At 43.7% G+C, this 13,927-nt stretch carries 13 protein-coding genes; 4 read left to right on the top strand and 9 right to left on the bottom strand.

Annotated elements, in window-relative coordinates; genetic code table 11:
* Positions 1-37: 37 nt before the first annotated feature.
* A complete protein-coding gene (lipA, locus tag OIT90_RS04390) occupies positions 38-934 on the bottom strand; it encodes a lipoyl synthase (RefSeq protein ID WP_008360456.1) in 897 nt (298 codons plus the stop codon).
* Positions 935-1,259: 325 nt separating this feature from the next.
* Between lipA and OIT90_RS04385 the strand changes: the two genes are divergently transcribed.
* The gene (locus OIT90_RS04385) at positions 1,260-2,207 is read left to right on the top strand and encodes a M23 family metallopeptidase (protein WP_228280212.1); all 948 of its coding nucleotides are present in this window, start codon (positions 1,260-1,262) and stop codon (positions 2,205-2,207) included.
* A gap of 27 nt (positions 2,208-2,234) precedes the next feature.
* On the opposite strand, the gene yunB is transcribed toward OIT90_RS04385, so the two are convergent.
* The 4 genes from yunB to OIT90_RS04365 all read right to left on the bottom strand — a co-directional run bounded on the left by yunB (position 2,235) and on the right by OIT90_RS04365 (position 5,739).
* The gene (gene yunB, locus OIT90_RS04380; protein WP_082672222.1) at positions 2,235-3,005 is read right to left on the bottom strand and encodes a sporulation protein YunB; all 771 of its coding nucleotides are present in this window, start codon (positions 3,003-3,005) and stop codon (positions 2,235-2,237) included.
* 69 nt (positions 3,006-3,074) lie between these two features.
* Entirely contained in the window at positions 3,075-3,380 is a 306-nt protein-coding gene (locus tag OIT90_RS04375; RefSeq protein ID WP_024425980.1) for a YunC family protein, read from the bottom strand.
* A gap of 67 nt (positions 3,381-3,447) precedes the next feature.
* Positions 3,448-4,821 carry a bifunctional metallophosphatase/5'-nucleotidase gene (locus tag OIT90_RS04370; protein WP_474892290.1) on the bottom strand — a complete coding sequence of 458 codons (1,374 nt, stop codon included), beginning with the start codon at positions 4,819-4,821 and terminating at the stop codon, positions 3,448-3,450.
* A gap of 66 nt (positions 4,822-4,887) precedes the next feature.
* Positions 4,888-5,739, bottom strand: coding sequence for a DUF72 domain-containing protein (locus OIT90_RS04365; protein ID WP_474892289.1), 852 nt, complete (start codon positions 5,737-5,739; stop codon positions 4,888-4,890).
* 303 nt (positions 5,740-6,042) lie between these two features.
* Between OIT90_RS04365 and OIT90_RS04360 the strand changes: the two genes are divergently transcribed.
* Both OIT90_RS04360 and OIT90_RS04355 read left to right on the top strand, forming a co-directional pair.
* On the top strand, positions 6,043-7,212 hold the full coding sequence (locus OIT90_RS04360) for a PucR family transcriptional regulator (protein ID WP_474892288.1): 1,170 nt from the start codon (positions 6,043-6,045) through the stop codon (positions 7,210-7,212).
* 64 nt (positions 7,213-7,276) lie between these two features.
* Complete coding sequence (locus OIT90_RS04355) at positions 7,277-8,434, top strand: oxalate decarboxylase family bicupin (RefSeq protein WP_212039724.1); 1,158 nt, start codon at positions 7,277-7,279, stop codon at positions 8,432-8,434.
* Positions 8,435-8,496: 62 nt separating this feature from the next.
* Here the strand turns inward: OIT90_RS04355 and OIT90_RS04350 are convergent, their stop codons facing one another.
* The 3 genes from OIT90_RS04350 to OIT90_RS04340 form a co-directional block, all read right to left on the bottom strand.
* Positions 8,497-9,225, bottom strand: a complete 729-nt coding sequence (locus OIT90_RS04350; RefSeq protein WP_260774777.1) for an NPP1 family protein — start codon at positions 9,223-9,225, stop codon at positions 8,497-8,499.
* Positions 9,226-9,515: 290 nt separating this feature from the next.
* Positions 9,516-10,715, bottom strand: coding sequence for an MFS transporter (locus OIT90_RS04345; RefSeq protein ID WP_474892287.1), 1,200 nt, complete (start codon positions 10,713-10,715; stop codon positions 9,516-9,518).
* Between the two features lie 156 nt (positions 10,716-10,871).
* The gene (locus tag OIT90_RS04340) at positions 10,872-12,065 is read right to left on the bottom strand and encodes a pyridoxal-phosphate-dependent aminotransferase family protein (RefSeq protein ID WP_281733658.1); all 1,194 of its coding nucleotides are present in this window, start codon (positions 12,063-12,065) and stop codon (positions 10,872-10,874) included.
* 217 nt (positions 12,066-12,282) lie between these two features.
* On the opposite strand from OIT90_RS04340, the gene OIT90_RS04335 reads away from it, so the two are divergent.
* On the top strand, positions 12,283-13,161 hold the full coding sequence (locus tag OIT90_RS04335) for an endonuclease I family protein (protein WP_474892286.1): 879 nt from the start codon (positions 12,283-12,285) through the stop codon (positions 13,159-13,161).
* A 17-nt stretch (positions 13,162-13,178) separates the two neighbouring features.
* On the opposite strand, the gene OIT90_RS04330 is transcribed toward OIT90_RS04335, so the two are convergent.
* The gene (locus tag OIT90_RS04330) at positions 13,179-13,922 is read right to left on the bottom strand and encodes an IucA/IucC family C-terminal-domain containing protein (RefSeq protein WP_151284726.1); all 744 of its coding nucleotides are present in this window, start codon (positions 13,920-13,922) and stop codon (positions 13,179-13,181) included.
* Positions 13,923-13,927: the final 5 nt, after the last annotated feature.

Below are 13,927 nucleotides of genomic sequence, written 5' to 3'. Positions count from 1 at the left end.
TGAGAAAAAACGCCAGAGAGCTCTGGCGTTTTCTTTGTTATGCTTGCGCCTGACGCTTTTTAGACGCTTCGTTTACTTGTTCATCTGCATGGTAGGAAGAGCGCACAAGCGGCCCAGCTTCACAGTGGCTAAAGCCTTTTGACATCGCAATTTCCTTCAGCTCTGCAAACTCATCCGGATGATAGTATTTTTGAACTTTCAAATGCTTTTTCGAAGGCTGTAAGTACTGACCAATCGCCATAATATCCACGTTATTGGCAAGAAGATCATCCATGACTTCAATGATTTCTTCCTTCGTTTCACCGAGTCCAATCATAATGCTTGATTTTGTTGGAATGTCGGGCTGCATTTCTTTTGCACGACGCAAGAATTCTAATGAACGATCATATGTAGCACGCGCACGAACTCTTGGCGTTAATCTGCGCACTGTTTCAATGTTGTGATTTAAAATGTCAGGACGAGTGTCCATTAACGTCTTCAAGTTATCATAATTACCGCCCATGTCTGAAGGGAGAACTTCAATTGTCGTGAATGGGCTTTTTCTTCTAATCGCACGAACGGTTTCAGCGAATACACCTGCTCCGCCATCCTTTTGATCATCCCTTGCAACCGCTGTTATGACAGCATGCTTTAAGTTCATTAATGCTACTGAATCTGCCACGCGTTCTGGCTCTTGTAGGTCAAGCTCAGTTGGAAGTCCAGTTTTCACCGCACAGAAACGGCATGCGCGCGTACAAACAGATCCAAGGATCATAAATGTAGCGGTTCTTCTCACTGCCCAGCATTCATGAATATTCGGACATTTTGCTTCCTCACAAACGGTATGCAGGTTGTTTTCCCGCATCATTTTCTTCAAACCGGTATAGTTTTCATTCGTATTCAGCTTAATTTTAAGCCAGTCCGGTTTTCTTACGTGCTCTTCCTTCTTTGCCAATTCCATCATCTCCATATGAATTCGTTAAAGGTGCATCTACAAAAATCTTCCTGCTATATACGATGGATGCAGCCAAGAAGCTGCAAAAAATTGAATCTTCGGCCTAAAGCCTTTTCTTTAGACACTTTAACATAGTACAGATTGAACAACAAGGGAATGAGCTGCAAAAATACCCAAAAGCCTCCTAAAAAACCGAAGAAAATTACTAACATTTTCTTCTTATGAAATAGAGTGATCTAACCACACTAAACGGTAGAAGACGATGCTCGATGAAAGGAGATGGACGTTTGTGAAAGTGGTTTTAGCCATCATGATTGCTCTTTCAATGCTCCCTTTACCTGTTCATGCAGAAGGGACCGGCAAACAGCCAGATGAATTGAAGCAGAGAATGGCCCTATATGAAAAAGTCTCCATCACAACACAGGTTCCATGGTATGTACTTGCTGCAGTTGATCAGTATGAACACAATATTCGAAAAAGCAGAAGAGATTTACCGAAACAAAAAGGCGTCATTGGCATCTACATTCCCCGGGAAATGTGGATTGGACCAGAAAACCCGAATAAACAGGATACCTCTCCTTTAAGCATTAAAGTGTTTGACGGAATTGGTCTTGATGGGAATGGGGATGGCAAAGCAAGCAGCGATGACGATGAGGATGTATTATTCACGTTTGCTCAATACTTGCTTCACTACGGCAGCAGCATTGATCAATTAAAAATTGGCTTATGGGACTATTATGGACGTGATCAAACCGTTGGAATCATTTCATCTTTTATGAAGCTATATAAGCACTACGGCCATCTTGATCTTGGAAAGCATGCTTTTCCTCTACCAGTTGGAGCTGACTACAGCTACCGAAGTACATGGGGAGATGCGAGAGGATTTGGAGGAAGAAGAATTCATGAGGGAACCGATTTATTTGCCCATTATGGACTTCCCGTTCGTGCGACATCGTATGGCGTGATTGAAATGAAAGGATGGAACCGCTTTGGCGGCTGGCGGATAGGCATTCGAGATATTCATAATCATTATCATTACTTCGCTCACTTAAATGGCTTTGCGAAAGGACTTAAGACAGGTCAAATTGTTGAACCAGGTCAGGTGATTGGATCTGTCGGAAGCTCCGGTTACGGCCCTCCAGGCACCGCAGGAAAATTTCCGCCGCATCTTCACTATGGCATGTACAAAGACAACGGTAGAACGGAATGGTCATTTGACCCATACCCTCATTTGAGGGCGTGGGAAAGAGCTGAACGGAAACGAAAATCGTAAAAAAACAGCCCAATCATTGTTGGGCTGTTATTCCTTTTTCTCCTTTTTCTCTGGGAGAACAATTGGTGGAGCACCTGAGTTTGTTCCGCTGCCATTATAATAATCTGGTACGTCTCCTTGAACGGCTTGTATGGAGACAGGAACAGAGTTTTTGACTACGATTGTTTCAGAAGCAAATGGGATAATGACTCTTACCTTAACCTCGATCAGAACACTAATATCAATCAACGCATTGTTGATGCCATAAGGCTTAATGTTTTTCTCAACGTCCGTGTGCGGATCACCAATCACACTAAAGCGTACAGGTACTTTTGGTCCGAGGTTGGCGATGAGTGCATTTCCGGATGCCTGACCGAGCGGAATGTTATATATAATGCCGTCATGTCCATCTGCTTGATCCTTTAACGCTTCTTTTGCCTCTTTTTGAAAGTTCCCCTTTTCAATGTCCTCTAAATTTTTCTGAAGATGACGTGATAGGTCAGCCATGGCTTTCGATGTTGCTTGCGCATTAAAATCGATGGTCGTCACTTTTCCGTTCTCACTTGTATTCATGACCACCATATCCTTCATATTCTCCTGATCGTCTGCAAAGTCTTGCACTGAATATTGTATGAGGTGATTGGCGATGCGCTCTGTTTCTAGTTCAGCAATGTGAATAAGGGTTGGTTTAATGGATCGGTTGATAAAAAACAAACTAATCACGGTTGAGAGCACAAAGAATACGATGGCAAGCAGCATGACGTAACGAAATGGCAAAGGGCCCTTTTTGTAGGGGCGATAACGGCGGTTCATTCTCAATAAAAAATCCCCCCTTCTCCATTACATGTGTATGCAGACAGGCGGGGGGATAGGAATCATCTCTCTATTTTATTTCACCATTTTTAATAATGCATCTCTTCCAATTGTTCCAGCAGAGATACCCAGTGCTTCTGCGGCGTATGTCACAGATTCTAAAGGAGCATCGAGCAATTGCTCAATGGTTCTTACCCCAACTGCTCTTCCTGCAATAATTCCTCTATCTGCAAGCTTTTCATTCAAGAGCCCGACATCAAGTGCACCGCACATGATATACCCGTGTTCATTTGTTACTGCCATGAAATTTGTCTTCGGCAGTTTGACGGTGACCGCTGTAAAGGAATGGCCATCAATTGTAATAGGTGTTAAATTCACCAAATCCCTTCACTCCTCTCATCACAATCTATGTGAAAAGAGGGCGCGTGTTGTTAGGCTGAAGCGGATTTCATGTGGCTTCCTTCAAGCGCCATGTCAGAACATCACGTAGAAATTCAGGCATGAAATATTCAATGTGATCGTGATCACGGATATGAGGAAAAAGAGAGCCTAATGTATACATATCGACTGTGCCAACTGTATAGGAGGCGTCTTTTTTGATCAATTGACCATGTACAAAGACATCCTTCACCCGTTTGGCCTCGCCTTCTTCTAACGTATAGCTGAGTCCGCTATATAGCATTTTCCCCATCAGCTCACCTCTAAAGCCGAAGCCTTTAATGCGCAGCTGTTCCATTTTTTCTTCACAGCCCCGCCGAACCGTTTCGATGAGCTGTTGACCGGTAAGCGTCACCCGAATGGGATTAATAGGATGCGGACATATCCGGTGGATTTCTTCTCTTGTGACGATCCCTGCCTCTAATGAATCAAGCACCATACCCGCATTCATCATGCCAATATCTGCCTCGCCCCAATCTTTAATGGCATCTGTTAAGAGCTGCGGAAGCGGAGATTCGTCGAACCACTTCGTTTCTAGCTTCGACTCAATTGTTGTGACTTTTTCCTGCATGAGTGCTTTCGCTCTTCTTTCTGCCTGCTGTAAGGTGGTGATGGCTTCATCTGATTCACTGATGAGCTGATCCACTGACTGCACTGTCGCCTTTTTCTCTATCAGCTCTTTGCGTGCTGTATCGATTGTCAGCTCGACGCAGCCAATATAATGCCCATACTTTTCAGCGCATGCAAGAAGCACCCCATTGTCCATTTCACCTTGTTCTAACAGATGATGCGTGTGCGAGCCTAGGATGATGTCGATTTCAGGGAAGTCACGGGCGACCTCTCGATCATGGATAATACCGAGATGGGATAAGAGCACAATGACATCTGCCTGTCCCTTCACTTCCTGCAACATGTCCCGTATGCTGTCAAATGGATCAGTAATGTTCCAGCCCAGCTTTTCATAAACAGGTGTATACGCAATGGTCACGCCTAAGAGACAGAGCTTCAGTCCGTTTTCCATTGTGATCATATGATAGGGCTTTGCCCATGATGGCCTTTTGCCTTTCTCAAATAGATTAGACAGGACCACAGGAAATTGTGCATTCTCATACAAGTGATCAAGCTGATCATGAGGCAGCGTAATGCCTTCATTATTCCCGATCGTGACTCCATCATAGCCAAGCTGATTGAGGAGCTTGACGTTTACCTTTCCATAATCAGCTTCGGATACGAGGTTTACTCGATCCATATGGTCGCCAATATCAAACAAGAGCATCTGATCGTGAACTTGACGCTTTTCTTCAATATAAGCTGCAATTTTTGGCCAGTTCTCAAAGTGGCTGTGCAAGTCGTTTGTATGATATAACCATAGCTTCTGCAGCATGTTGATCTCTCCCTCAAGTTGTCACTGACCGTCTCATTCAGGTTGAAAGCTTCAGTCAGCTCTCGGTTAACTAAATAAATCTAACTGCTTCGGAGACAGGCTTGAATACGTGATATCCAGCAAATCAATCATCTGCTGTCCATTTGCTGCTGCATCTCCGCCGGAGTTATTATTAAACACGACATAGACATCTTTCGATTGCTGATGCAGGATGTCGAGATTCTTTTTCCACTCTTTTAATTCAGCTTCATTATATAAATATAAATATCTCACTTCACGCCAATTCTCATGGTCTGCTGGGTGAAGCCAGCCCTGTTTATTCCTTCCGTGAAATCGGACCAATGTTTTATCACGGTGTGTAGCTTGTATGACTGGCGGAATGGAGCCTTCTCCGACTTGCGGTTCATCACAGACGGAATGAATCCATCCTTCCTTTTCCATAAAGGATAAAGTCTGCTCATAAAATTCTTCTGAAAACCATGTACGGTTTCGGAATTCGAGAGCACATGGAATATCGCCCATCTTCTCCTTACACCATCTTAAATAGTGGACGTGCTCTTTTTTGCAATCAAACCATGGGGGAAATTGAAATAGGACCATGGCTAGTTTCCCTTCACGAATGAGCGGAGTCAATGAAAGAATAAACGCGTCAAACATTTCTTCCTTCGAAGCAAACGGAATCTCGCCCCTTTGATGTCCAGTCATTCCTTGGTATGCTTTTACAACAAATTGAAAGTCATCCGGAGTATCCTTTATCCACTTTTCATGATTACGCTCAGGCTGAACCGCATAAAAGCTGGCATCTAGTTCCACAATGGGAAACGTTGATGCGTAGTGAAACAGCTTTTGCGTGCTGCCAATTTTCGGCGGATAAAGACTGTCATGATCTCCCCAGCCAGTTAATCCGATATAAATCATGTTTCTCACCTCTTGCCACTTTCATGTATAGACGGCTTCCTCATTCGAAGCCTTGTCTTTTGTGATCCCCATATTTCTGAAAGAAATTCTTCTGTTTACAACATATCATATTTGCTCGTAATTCTGAATGAAGATGACTGGTGGCACGTGATTTTGTCCTGACGCTCTGTTTGTTTGTCATATTAATTAACAACTTTCTATCTAAAATGATTTTAGCTGATAACATAAAATGCATATCAGAGATGTTGACAGTGATTGTCCATTTTTTTATTCATCTTCACCAATAAAGGAGATTGAGTGGATATGAACATAGACGATAACCAGTTTGACATATTACAAAAAATAGCCAGAAATATTCACGAGCCTGTCTATTTGTTTAACCAGTATGGACGTATACTGTATACCTCGAACTCCATGATGACGAGTCCAGAATGGATGCACATTCTCCCCTTTTTTCGAAGCAGGACAACTCATTCTTTTTCGATGATACATGCTAAACAAACCTTTTCCATCTTTCCGATTGATTTAAACGAACAAACATGTGATTACCTGGTCATCCTTTCTTTCATTCACCCGCAGAATAAAGCATTGCATGGGATGATTGCAAAAGCATTGAACGAAATGTCGATTGCTCGTATGAGACAATATGCCGCCCTGCAAACGGCCAAGCGAGCTAGAAATGAGGGTTTTCGCAGATGGATAGAGAGGGCATCGTTTTCCCAGCAAGATCATTTACATTTCGCTCAATCGTTTGGATTAAGTGCCGAATGTCACTATCTATGTATGATCTGTCAGCTTGACCAGCGTAGTGATACCACATGTTTTATGAAGCAGCAAATGGTTTTAGATCAAGTGATTGATCTGCTCGAAAGTGCACTTCCAAATTGCCCATTTCCTGCCTTTCTGTTTGTCAAAGGTGATATGGGTGTTGTATTGATGGAGGAGACTGGCAGTTTGCCTGAGGTTAGCGGCAGTCTCAGCTCTTTTTTAAAACAATTGCAGAAGCTTGTTAAACTGCAAGTGAATCACACCATCTCATTTGGGGTGAGTTTGACCGCCTGCCTAATCCCCCATCTGTCTGAGGGCTACAATGAAGCATTAGAGGCTCTTCAAACCGGACATCTCTCATCGCGGACTGAATATATTCAATTTTATCAGGCGAAGGATGTACCAGATTTACTAAAGCTCATTCCAATAAAGGATATGATCACGTTTCACCAGCTGCACCTACACCCGTTATCTGAACCATCACAAGCAGACCAAAGCCTTCTTCACACCTTATCTGTCTATTTAGAAACCCATTGCCACATTTCAGAAACAGCCAAACGATTGTCGATTCATCGCAACACGGTCATTTATCGCCTTGAGAAGTGTGAAGAATTGCTTCGAATCAGCTTAAAAGATCCTGACGCAACATTGCGGCTGCGCTTAGCCTTCCGTATTCAAAGGTTTCTCACATCCCATCCTGATTGAATTTTTTCTTCCGAAGCTTCATATAGTTTGGAAGAGAAAAATGAGTCTCGAGGAGGGATGACAAATGGATGATGAGCTCCGTCACATCCCGCAGCCCATTCGAAAGGATGGCGCGGGTGCCACCGACTTAGGCCCGCGTGATGTCCTTCGAGATATAGAGAACCCAGATATGCTCGTTCCCCCTAAAACCGATGCCGGAACAATTCCTAATTTAAAATTTTCATTTTCTGATACACACATGCATTTGAATCACGGCGGCTGGTCGAGGGAAATTACGAAGCGGGAGCTGCCTGTTTCAACAACGATTGCAGGTGTCAACATGCGGCTCACACGCGGAGGTGTTCGTGAGCTTCATTGGCATAAACAGGCGGAATGGGCGTATATGATTTTAGGCAAAGCCCGCATCACATCTGTAGATGCAGAAGGGCGAAATATGATCGCTGATATAGAAGAAGGCGATTTGTGGTATTTTCCACCTGGTATCCCGCACTCCATTCAAGGACTTGAGGATGGATGTGAGTTCCTTCTTGTATTTGATGATGGCGATTTTTCTGAATTTGATACATTCACGATCACAGACTGGTTTGCCCATACACCAAAAGATATTCTATCCGCCAATTTTGGTGTTCCTAAGAAATTGTTTGACCGTATTCCGAATAAGCAGCGCTATATGTTTCAAGGCTCACCGCCGGCATCTTTAGAAAGCCAAATGGTATCTGATCCATACGGGAGCATTAAGCCGCCATTTACGCACCAGCTTCTTCGTCAAAAGCCGCTAACGACCTCAGGCGGAACCGTCCGAATTGTCGATTCACAGAATTTCCCGATTTCAAAAACGATTGCGGCTGCACTTGTCGAAGTAAAACCTGGCGGCATGAGAGAAATGCACTGGCACCCTAATAATGATGAGTGGCAATACTATTTAACCGGCACGGCCAAAATGACGGTCTTTGGAGCAGGAGGTACTGCCCGCACCTTTAATTACAGAGCAGGTGATGTTGGATATGTTCCTTTTGGTATGGGGCATTACATCCAAAATATCGGCCAAACGAGCCTTTGGTTTTTAGAAATTTTTAAAAGTGATCGGTTTGCAGATATTTCGTTGAATCAGTGGATGGCCCTAACCCCGCCTCAATTAGTGAAAGAGCATTTACACGTAGATGATGCAATGATTCGTGCGCTTCATAAAGAAAAATCACCTGTCGTGAAATATGAGAGATGATGCGATTTTATTGATAAAAAACCGATCATTTTTTAGATGATCGGTTTTATCATGGTTAACTCTTATCGATACCAAGCTTTTGCTAAATTGTTTTTAAAGTTACTGTCCTTGAATGGTACGTTGGCACTACCAAAGTCTGTTGTATTCAATGCATGTCTTGCTGCCGGCGTTAGATCATCCCAGCCAATTAAAGGCTGCATCCCTTTACCGCTCACATTGCCGCTTACATCCAGCTCGTGGTTCAATGGCCAATTGCTATCATAACCAACCAAAGGATTTGTTCCTAAAATACTTGCGGCACTCGGTGCTGCTTTCTTATATTGCCCATGACCTGAGTAAGCAATCGATTGAACACGCGGGTTGGCTACAGCTGGGTTGTCAATCCAAACGACAATGGATTCCCAGTCATGACGATGACCAAAGCCCGGTGAAGGATTATCTTTTGGGAAATACCAAGCATACATAATTGCCCAGCTGCCATTGTACCAATCTGAACGTGAATATACTTGACCGATATTACTGCTGCATCCACCATTATGTGAACCGCTCGTTTTTAACCCTCTGCTTGTGTTTCCAGTAGCATCTACAGCTGGGAATGGTACACATCCATGCCATACTTTCAAATAAGGCTGAAATTTTTTCGCTGCTTTTTGTGTAACAGTTGTTGGATTGACTTCTCTAAAACCAACTACCTTGTCATGATCAATTTCTGCCGCATGAACTGCTGATGGCACTGCTGTACTAAACATGGTGACGATAAAAAATATAATGGCAAACATAAACTTCTTCATTTTCTATCCCCTTTTCTCTTGATTATCTCAGTTACCTCATGCTGTCGAGATTGATGTTACCATTGTGGAAAAAGCCAATCAATCACTTTTTACACAAAATGTATGTTTTAGTATTTTATTAACAAGTTTTTATTAATCTCAAAGACCTAAATTTATGGATTTCATCTCAGTAAAAGGTGTAAATATTGATAAACTATACTATTCATTTAGATAAAATATAAAACATATACTATTTCTAATTGGAATTTTTCTAGATGTATTTCATTCAATAAAAAAAGATTGTAGATCAACTACAATCTTCCTTGCGCTGCATGAGCATGCTGCACTTTTTTCCCCCACACGATGGATGCAGCGAAACTGACGCAAAGCACCAGTGTTCCAAACATAAAAGGAAACTCAATATTCACATCAAATAATATACCAGCAAGACTCGGTCCGACGATATTGGCAAGGCTCATAAAGGATGTATTGAGACCGCCTGCCACCCCTTGCTGATTGCCTGCCATCTTGGACAGCAATGTATTGAGGGCTGGACGGACAAATGACGTAGCCGATAAAAATAAAATCGAACCTGTAAAGATCAACCAAAAGGACGGCGCAAAACGGCAGGCGATCAGCATGAAAGCCGCACCTAACAGCGCATAACGCACGACTCTCATCTCTCCAAATCGTTTCACACAGGCATTCACTAACGCACCTTGGACAAGCACCCCAGCGAGACCCGCAACCGTAATCACAAAGGCAATATCTTTCGGTGAAAATCCGTGTTTTTGGTCTACATATAAGCCGAAAATCGATTCAAAGTGAATGATCCCGAAATTGAGGACAAAGGCCAATATAAACAAAAAGCCGTACGATGTCTTTAGGGCCTCGATCATTTGTACAAAAGGATTGAAATGAATGTCCTTGTTGAGCCGCGCCTCTTCCTGCTTTTCCTTTGTTAATGTTTCAGGTAAGAATAGCATGGATAACAAAGTAGAAAGGGCGGCAAAGGAACCAGCAATGAGAAATGGAAAAGCGATCCCGTACTCAGCCAAATAGCCGCCTACGCCCGGCCCAATGACAAAACCTAGTGTCATCGCTGCACTGAATAGACCCATTCCTTTCCCTCGGTCCTTTTCACTTGTGATATCAGCGATGTATGCAAACATAGCCGGCATGAGCAAAGCCCCGGCAGCACCGCCTAAAAAGCGAGACACAAACAGCATCCAAAGCTGATCAGCAAAAGCAAAAATAAACTGAGCAATCGTAAAGCCGGCAATCCCGGCAATGATCAATTTCCTTCGTCCAAACCGATCGGTCAGTGCGCCGGCGATCGGCGATAACGCGAATTGTGTGAGGCCTGTTGCAGCGACAAGAAAACCGAGTGTTTTTCCTGTTGCGCCAAAGGCTTCGATGTAACTCGGCATAACAGGTACAATGAGGCCAAAGCCAAGCATGGCAATAAAAATATTGAGCATCAAAATGTATAATCTGCCCATCTTCTTCATACAAAAAACCTCTTTCTGCAAAATAAATGAAAATGATGACAAAAAGGATGAGAACTTCTCCAGTATAGCGATAACCTTATCTATAAGTCTAGTTTTTCAAAAATTAGCGTTCTTTTCCAAATAAAAAAATACCCGCCAGTGGCGAGTATGATGTATCTATTCAGCTTGTTCATAGATAGAAAGAGCCGCCTGAAGCCCTGCTCCGCAATGGATAGACGCACCGTGTTTGATGAGGATCGCTTCCAGACCCGCTAACACAAACAGCACATTTTCCTTTCGGCAGCTGTAGCCCATTGCCCCAATTCTCCATATACGGCCGGCAAGCGGTCCAAAGGAGCTTGCAATCTCAATTCCAAAATGATGGAGCAGGTCGAAACGGACCGCTTCTCCGTCAATACCCTTTGGAATGACAACACAGGTCACAACCGGCATTTTACAATCTGGATCACCAAACAATTCAAGCCCCATCGCTTCAAGACCTTTCATCAAGGCTTTTTCATGATACGCGTGTCTTTGAAAACGTTCAGACAGCCCTTCTTCCAGCACAAGACGAACCCCTTCTCGCAGTGCATAGAGCATCGTTGTCGCTTCTGTATGATGATTTAATCTTCTTGGGCTCCAATAATCCTGAAGCTGGCTTAAATCAAAATAATTGCTTTTGATTGGAGAAATATCGATCTGTTTTTGTAATTCATCCTGTGTCGCAATCCCTTTTTCTACTTTCTTCCTCGATTCAATGACAGCTGCGAGACGGTCATTATATGTAATAGGTGACATGCCTGATGGAACAGATAAACATTTCTGCGTGCCGCCAATCGCCGCATCAATTTTCCATTCGTCCACTTTTACCTCGACACCGCCAATGGTCGCCACAGCGTCTACAATGAACAGCACATCAAGAGCCCGGCATGCTTCACCAATTTGCTTGAGCGGCTGCAATCGTCCGGTGGATGTTTCACCATGAACCATGGCAACGATTTTAGGCTTGACCTGCTTTATTTCTTGGATGATGTCGGCAGGATCAAAAACCGTCCCCCATTCACATTCCATTGTATGTACTTCAGCACCGTAGCGCTGTCCTATTTCAATGAGCAGGTGACCGAAGCGGCCAAAGACAGGCACAAGCATTGAATCTCCCGGCTCAATCACACTGGCGAGCACAGCTTCAAGCCCTGAACGGGACGTACCGTCAATTGGATAAGCCCATTTGTTTTCTGTTTGAAAAAGTGATCGCAATAAGGTCATTGTTTCGTTCATTATGTGTGTAAATGCTGGATCAAATTGACCGAGAATAGGGGTGCTCATCACACGGAGCACTCTCGGGTCTACTTCTACGGGCCCCGGTGTCATTATCGTTCTCGAAGGTGTTTGCAGTTCTTTCACGTTATCAATCCTCTCTCTCCCTTGCTGTCCATCCTTATAAGCCCACTTATACAGGAATGCTCCTAAAATAGCAATCTCTTTTCCTACGAACTCATTACATAAAATTTACGAGAAATCCATTTATTTCTTCATGACAATATGATAGAAATAAAGAGAATACATTCCCTATCGAGGAGGAAATCGAATGAAAAGAACTTTATTTGGAGCTGTGGCCGCCGGAATCATGATATTCGGCACATTCGCCGCTCCTCTGCCTTCAGCTGCAAACGCTCAAGGTTTCAATCTGAATGAACCTAGTCAAACGATCACCTTTTCCCCGTTACAGCTTCAAAACGAAACATCTGCACAACAAACGCAAACTGCCGCCACAAGTCAAATCGATTCCTATTACCAATCTGCTACTGGCAAATCAGGACCCACTCTTAAAAAAGCTTTACACGATATCATTGATGATCATACGCAGCTATCCTACAGCCAGGTTTGGGATGCATTAAAGAAAACAGATGAAGACCCCAATAACCCAAACAATGTGCTGCTGCTTTATAGTGGTGCCTCCCGCTCAAAGCAAGCGAATGGCGGGAATGTCGGCCAGTGGAACAGAGAGCATGTCTGGGCCAAGTCTCATGGCAATTTTGGGACAAGCCAGGGGCCTGGGACAGATCTCCACCACCTTCGTGCGACAGATGTGCAAACGAACAGCACACGTGGAAATTTAGATTTTGATACAGGCGGTAATGAATACAAAGGGGCGCCGGGCAATTTCTACGATAGCGACTCCTTCGAACCTCACAGCCGGGTCAAAGGAGATGTTGCGAGAATGCTCTTTTATATGGCGGTTCGCTACGAAGGTGATGACCGCTTTCCAGATTTAGAATTAAACGACAAAGTGAATAATGGAAGCTCGCCTCTTCACGGCAAAATGTCTGTGCTTCTCAAATGGCACAAGCAGGACCCAGTCGATCAAATCGAACGGAACCGCAATGAGATCATATATCAAACGTATCAGCACAACCGCAATCCTTTTATTGATCATCCTGAATGGGCAAGTGGGATTTGGGAATAAAAAAAGGCACTGCTATGCTACGAGCAAGCAGTGCCTTTCTTTTGTTCAAGAGGACAAACAAGACAATAATCAAGACTCTCTGATTTTTTCTCAAGCTTATAATACATACAGCAGGTTTTCCGGTTGGATGTTTCAAGTAAGCTGTCGTCTAGGTTTAAACTGTGCTGAAATGGATTTTGCTGAGCTCCAAATACATCTCCAGCCGCCTGCTTTAGATACAGATAATCCTCCCGCACGCGCTGCTTCACCGCAGGTTCTTCCGCTTCCCGCATCATGCTTCGATAAAGAGAGTTGATTCGAACCGCTACATTTTCCCATAAAATACGAGAAGAGAGTTTTGATGTGCGGTTCAGCACGTCTAAAAGAGGCGTGACACACTCCGTAAACAGCGCACGTACAACCTTCTCTCTCCACTCATGCCGATCTCCTTCTAGTGGAACAAATGAACACGCCGCCTCATCCACTTCAATTTTCCGATCCTCTCTAAATGCACATGCTGCTGGTGAAAACTGATAGACACCGTCATACAGCGTCATCAAATACAAAGAGGAACTGACGGCTAAATAGGCATACCGCTTTGAAAACATAGAAGCTGCTACCGCAAGATTGGGTGCATGCATCGCTTCCTTTTCAGCTTCTAATAAACGTATGACGGCTGCTTCTGAAAAAAGCGCAGCAAGTGTGCGATCAGATGTCATTGGTCCATTTGTGATGTGTACCCCGAAATCAAGTAATTCTCTCTCAACCCACTCTGGCCTCATATCAA

The organism is Bacillus sp. ABR (assembly GCF_056172715.1).
The sequence above is the reverse complement of the archived record's forward strand: the minus strand, read 5'-3'. Positions and strand labels throughout refer to the sequence as shown.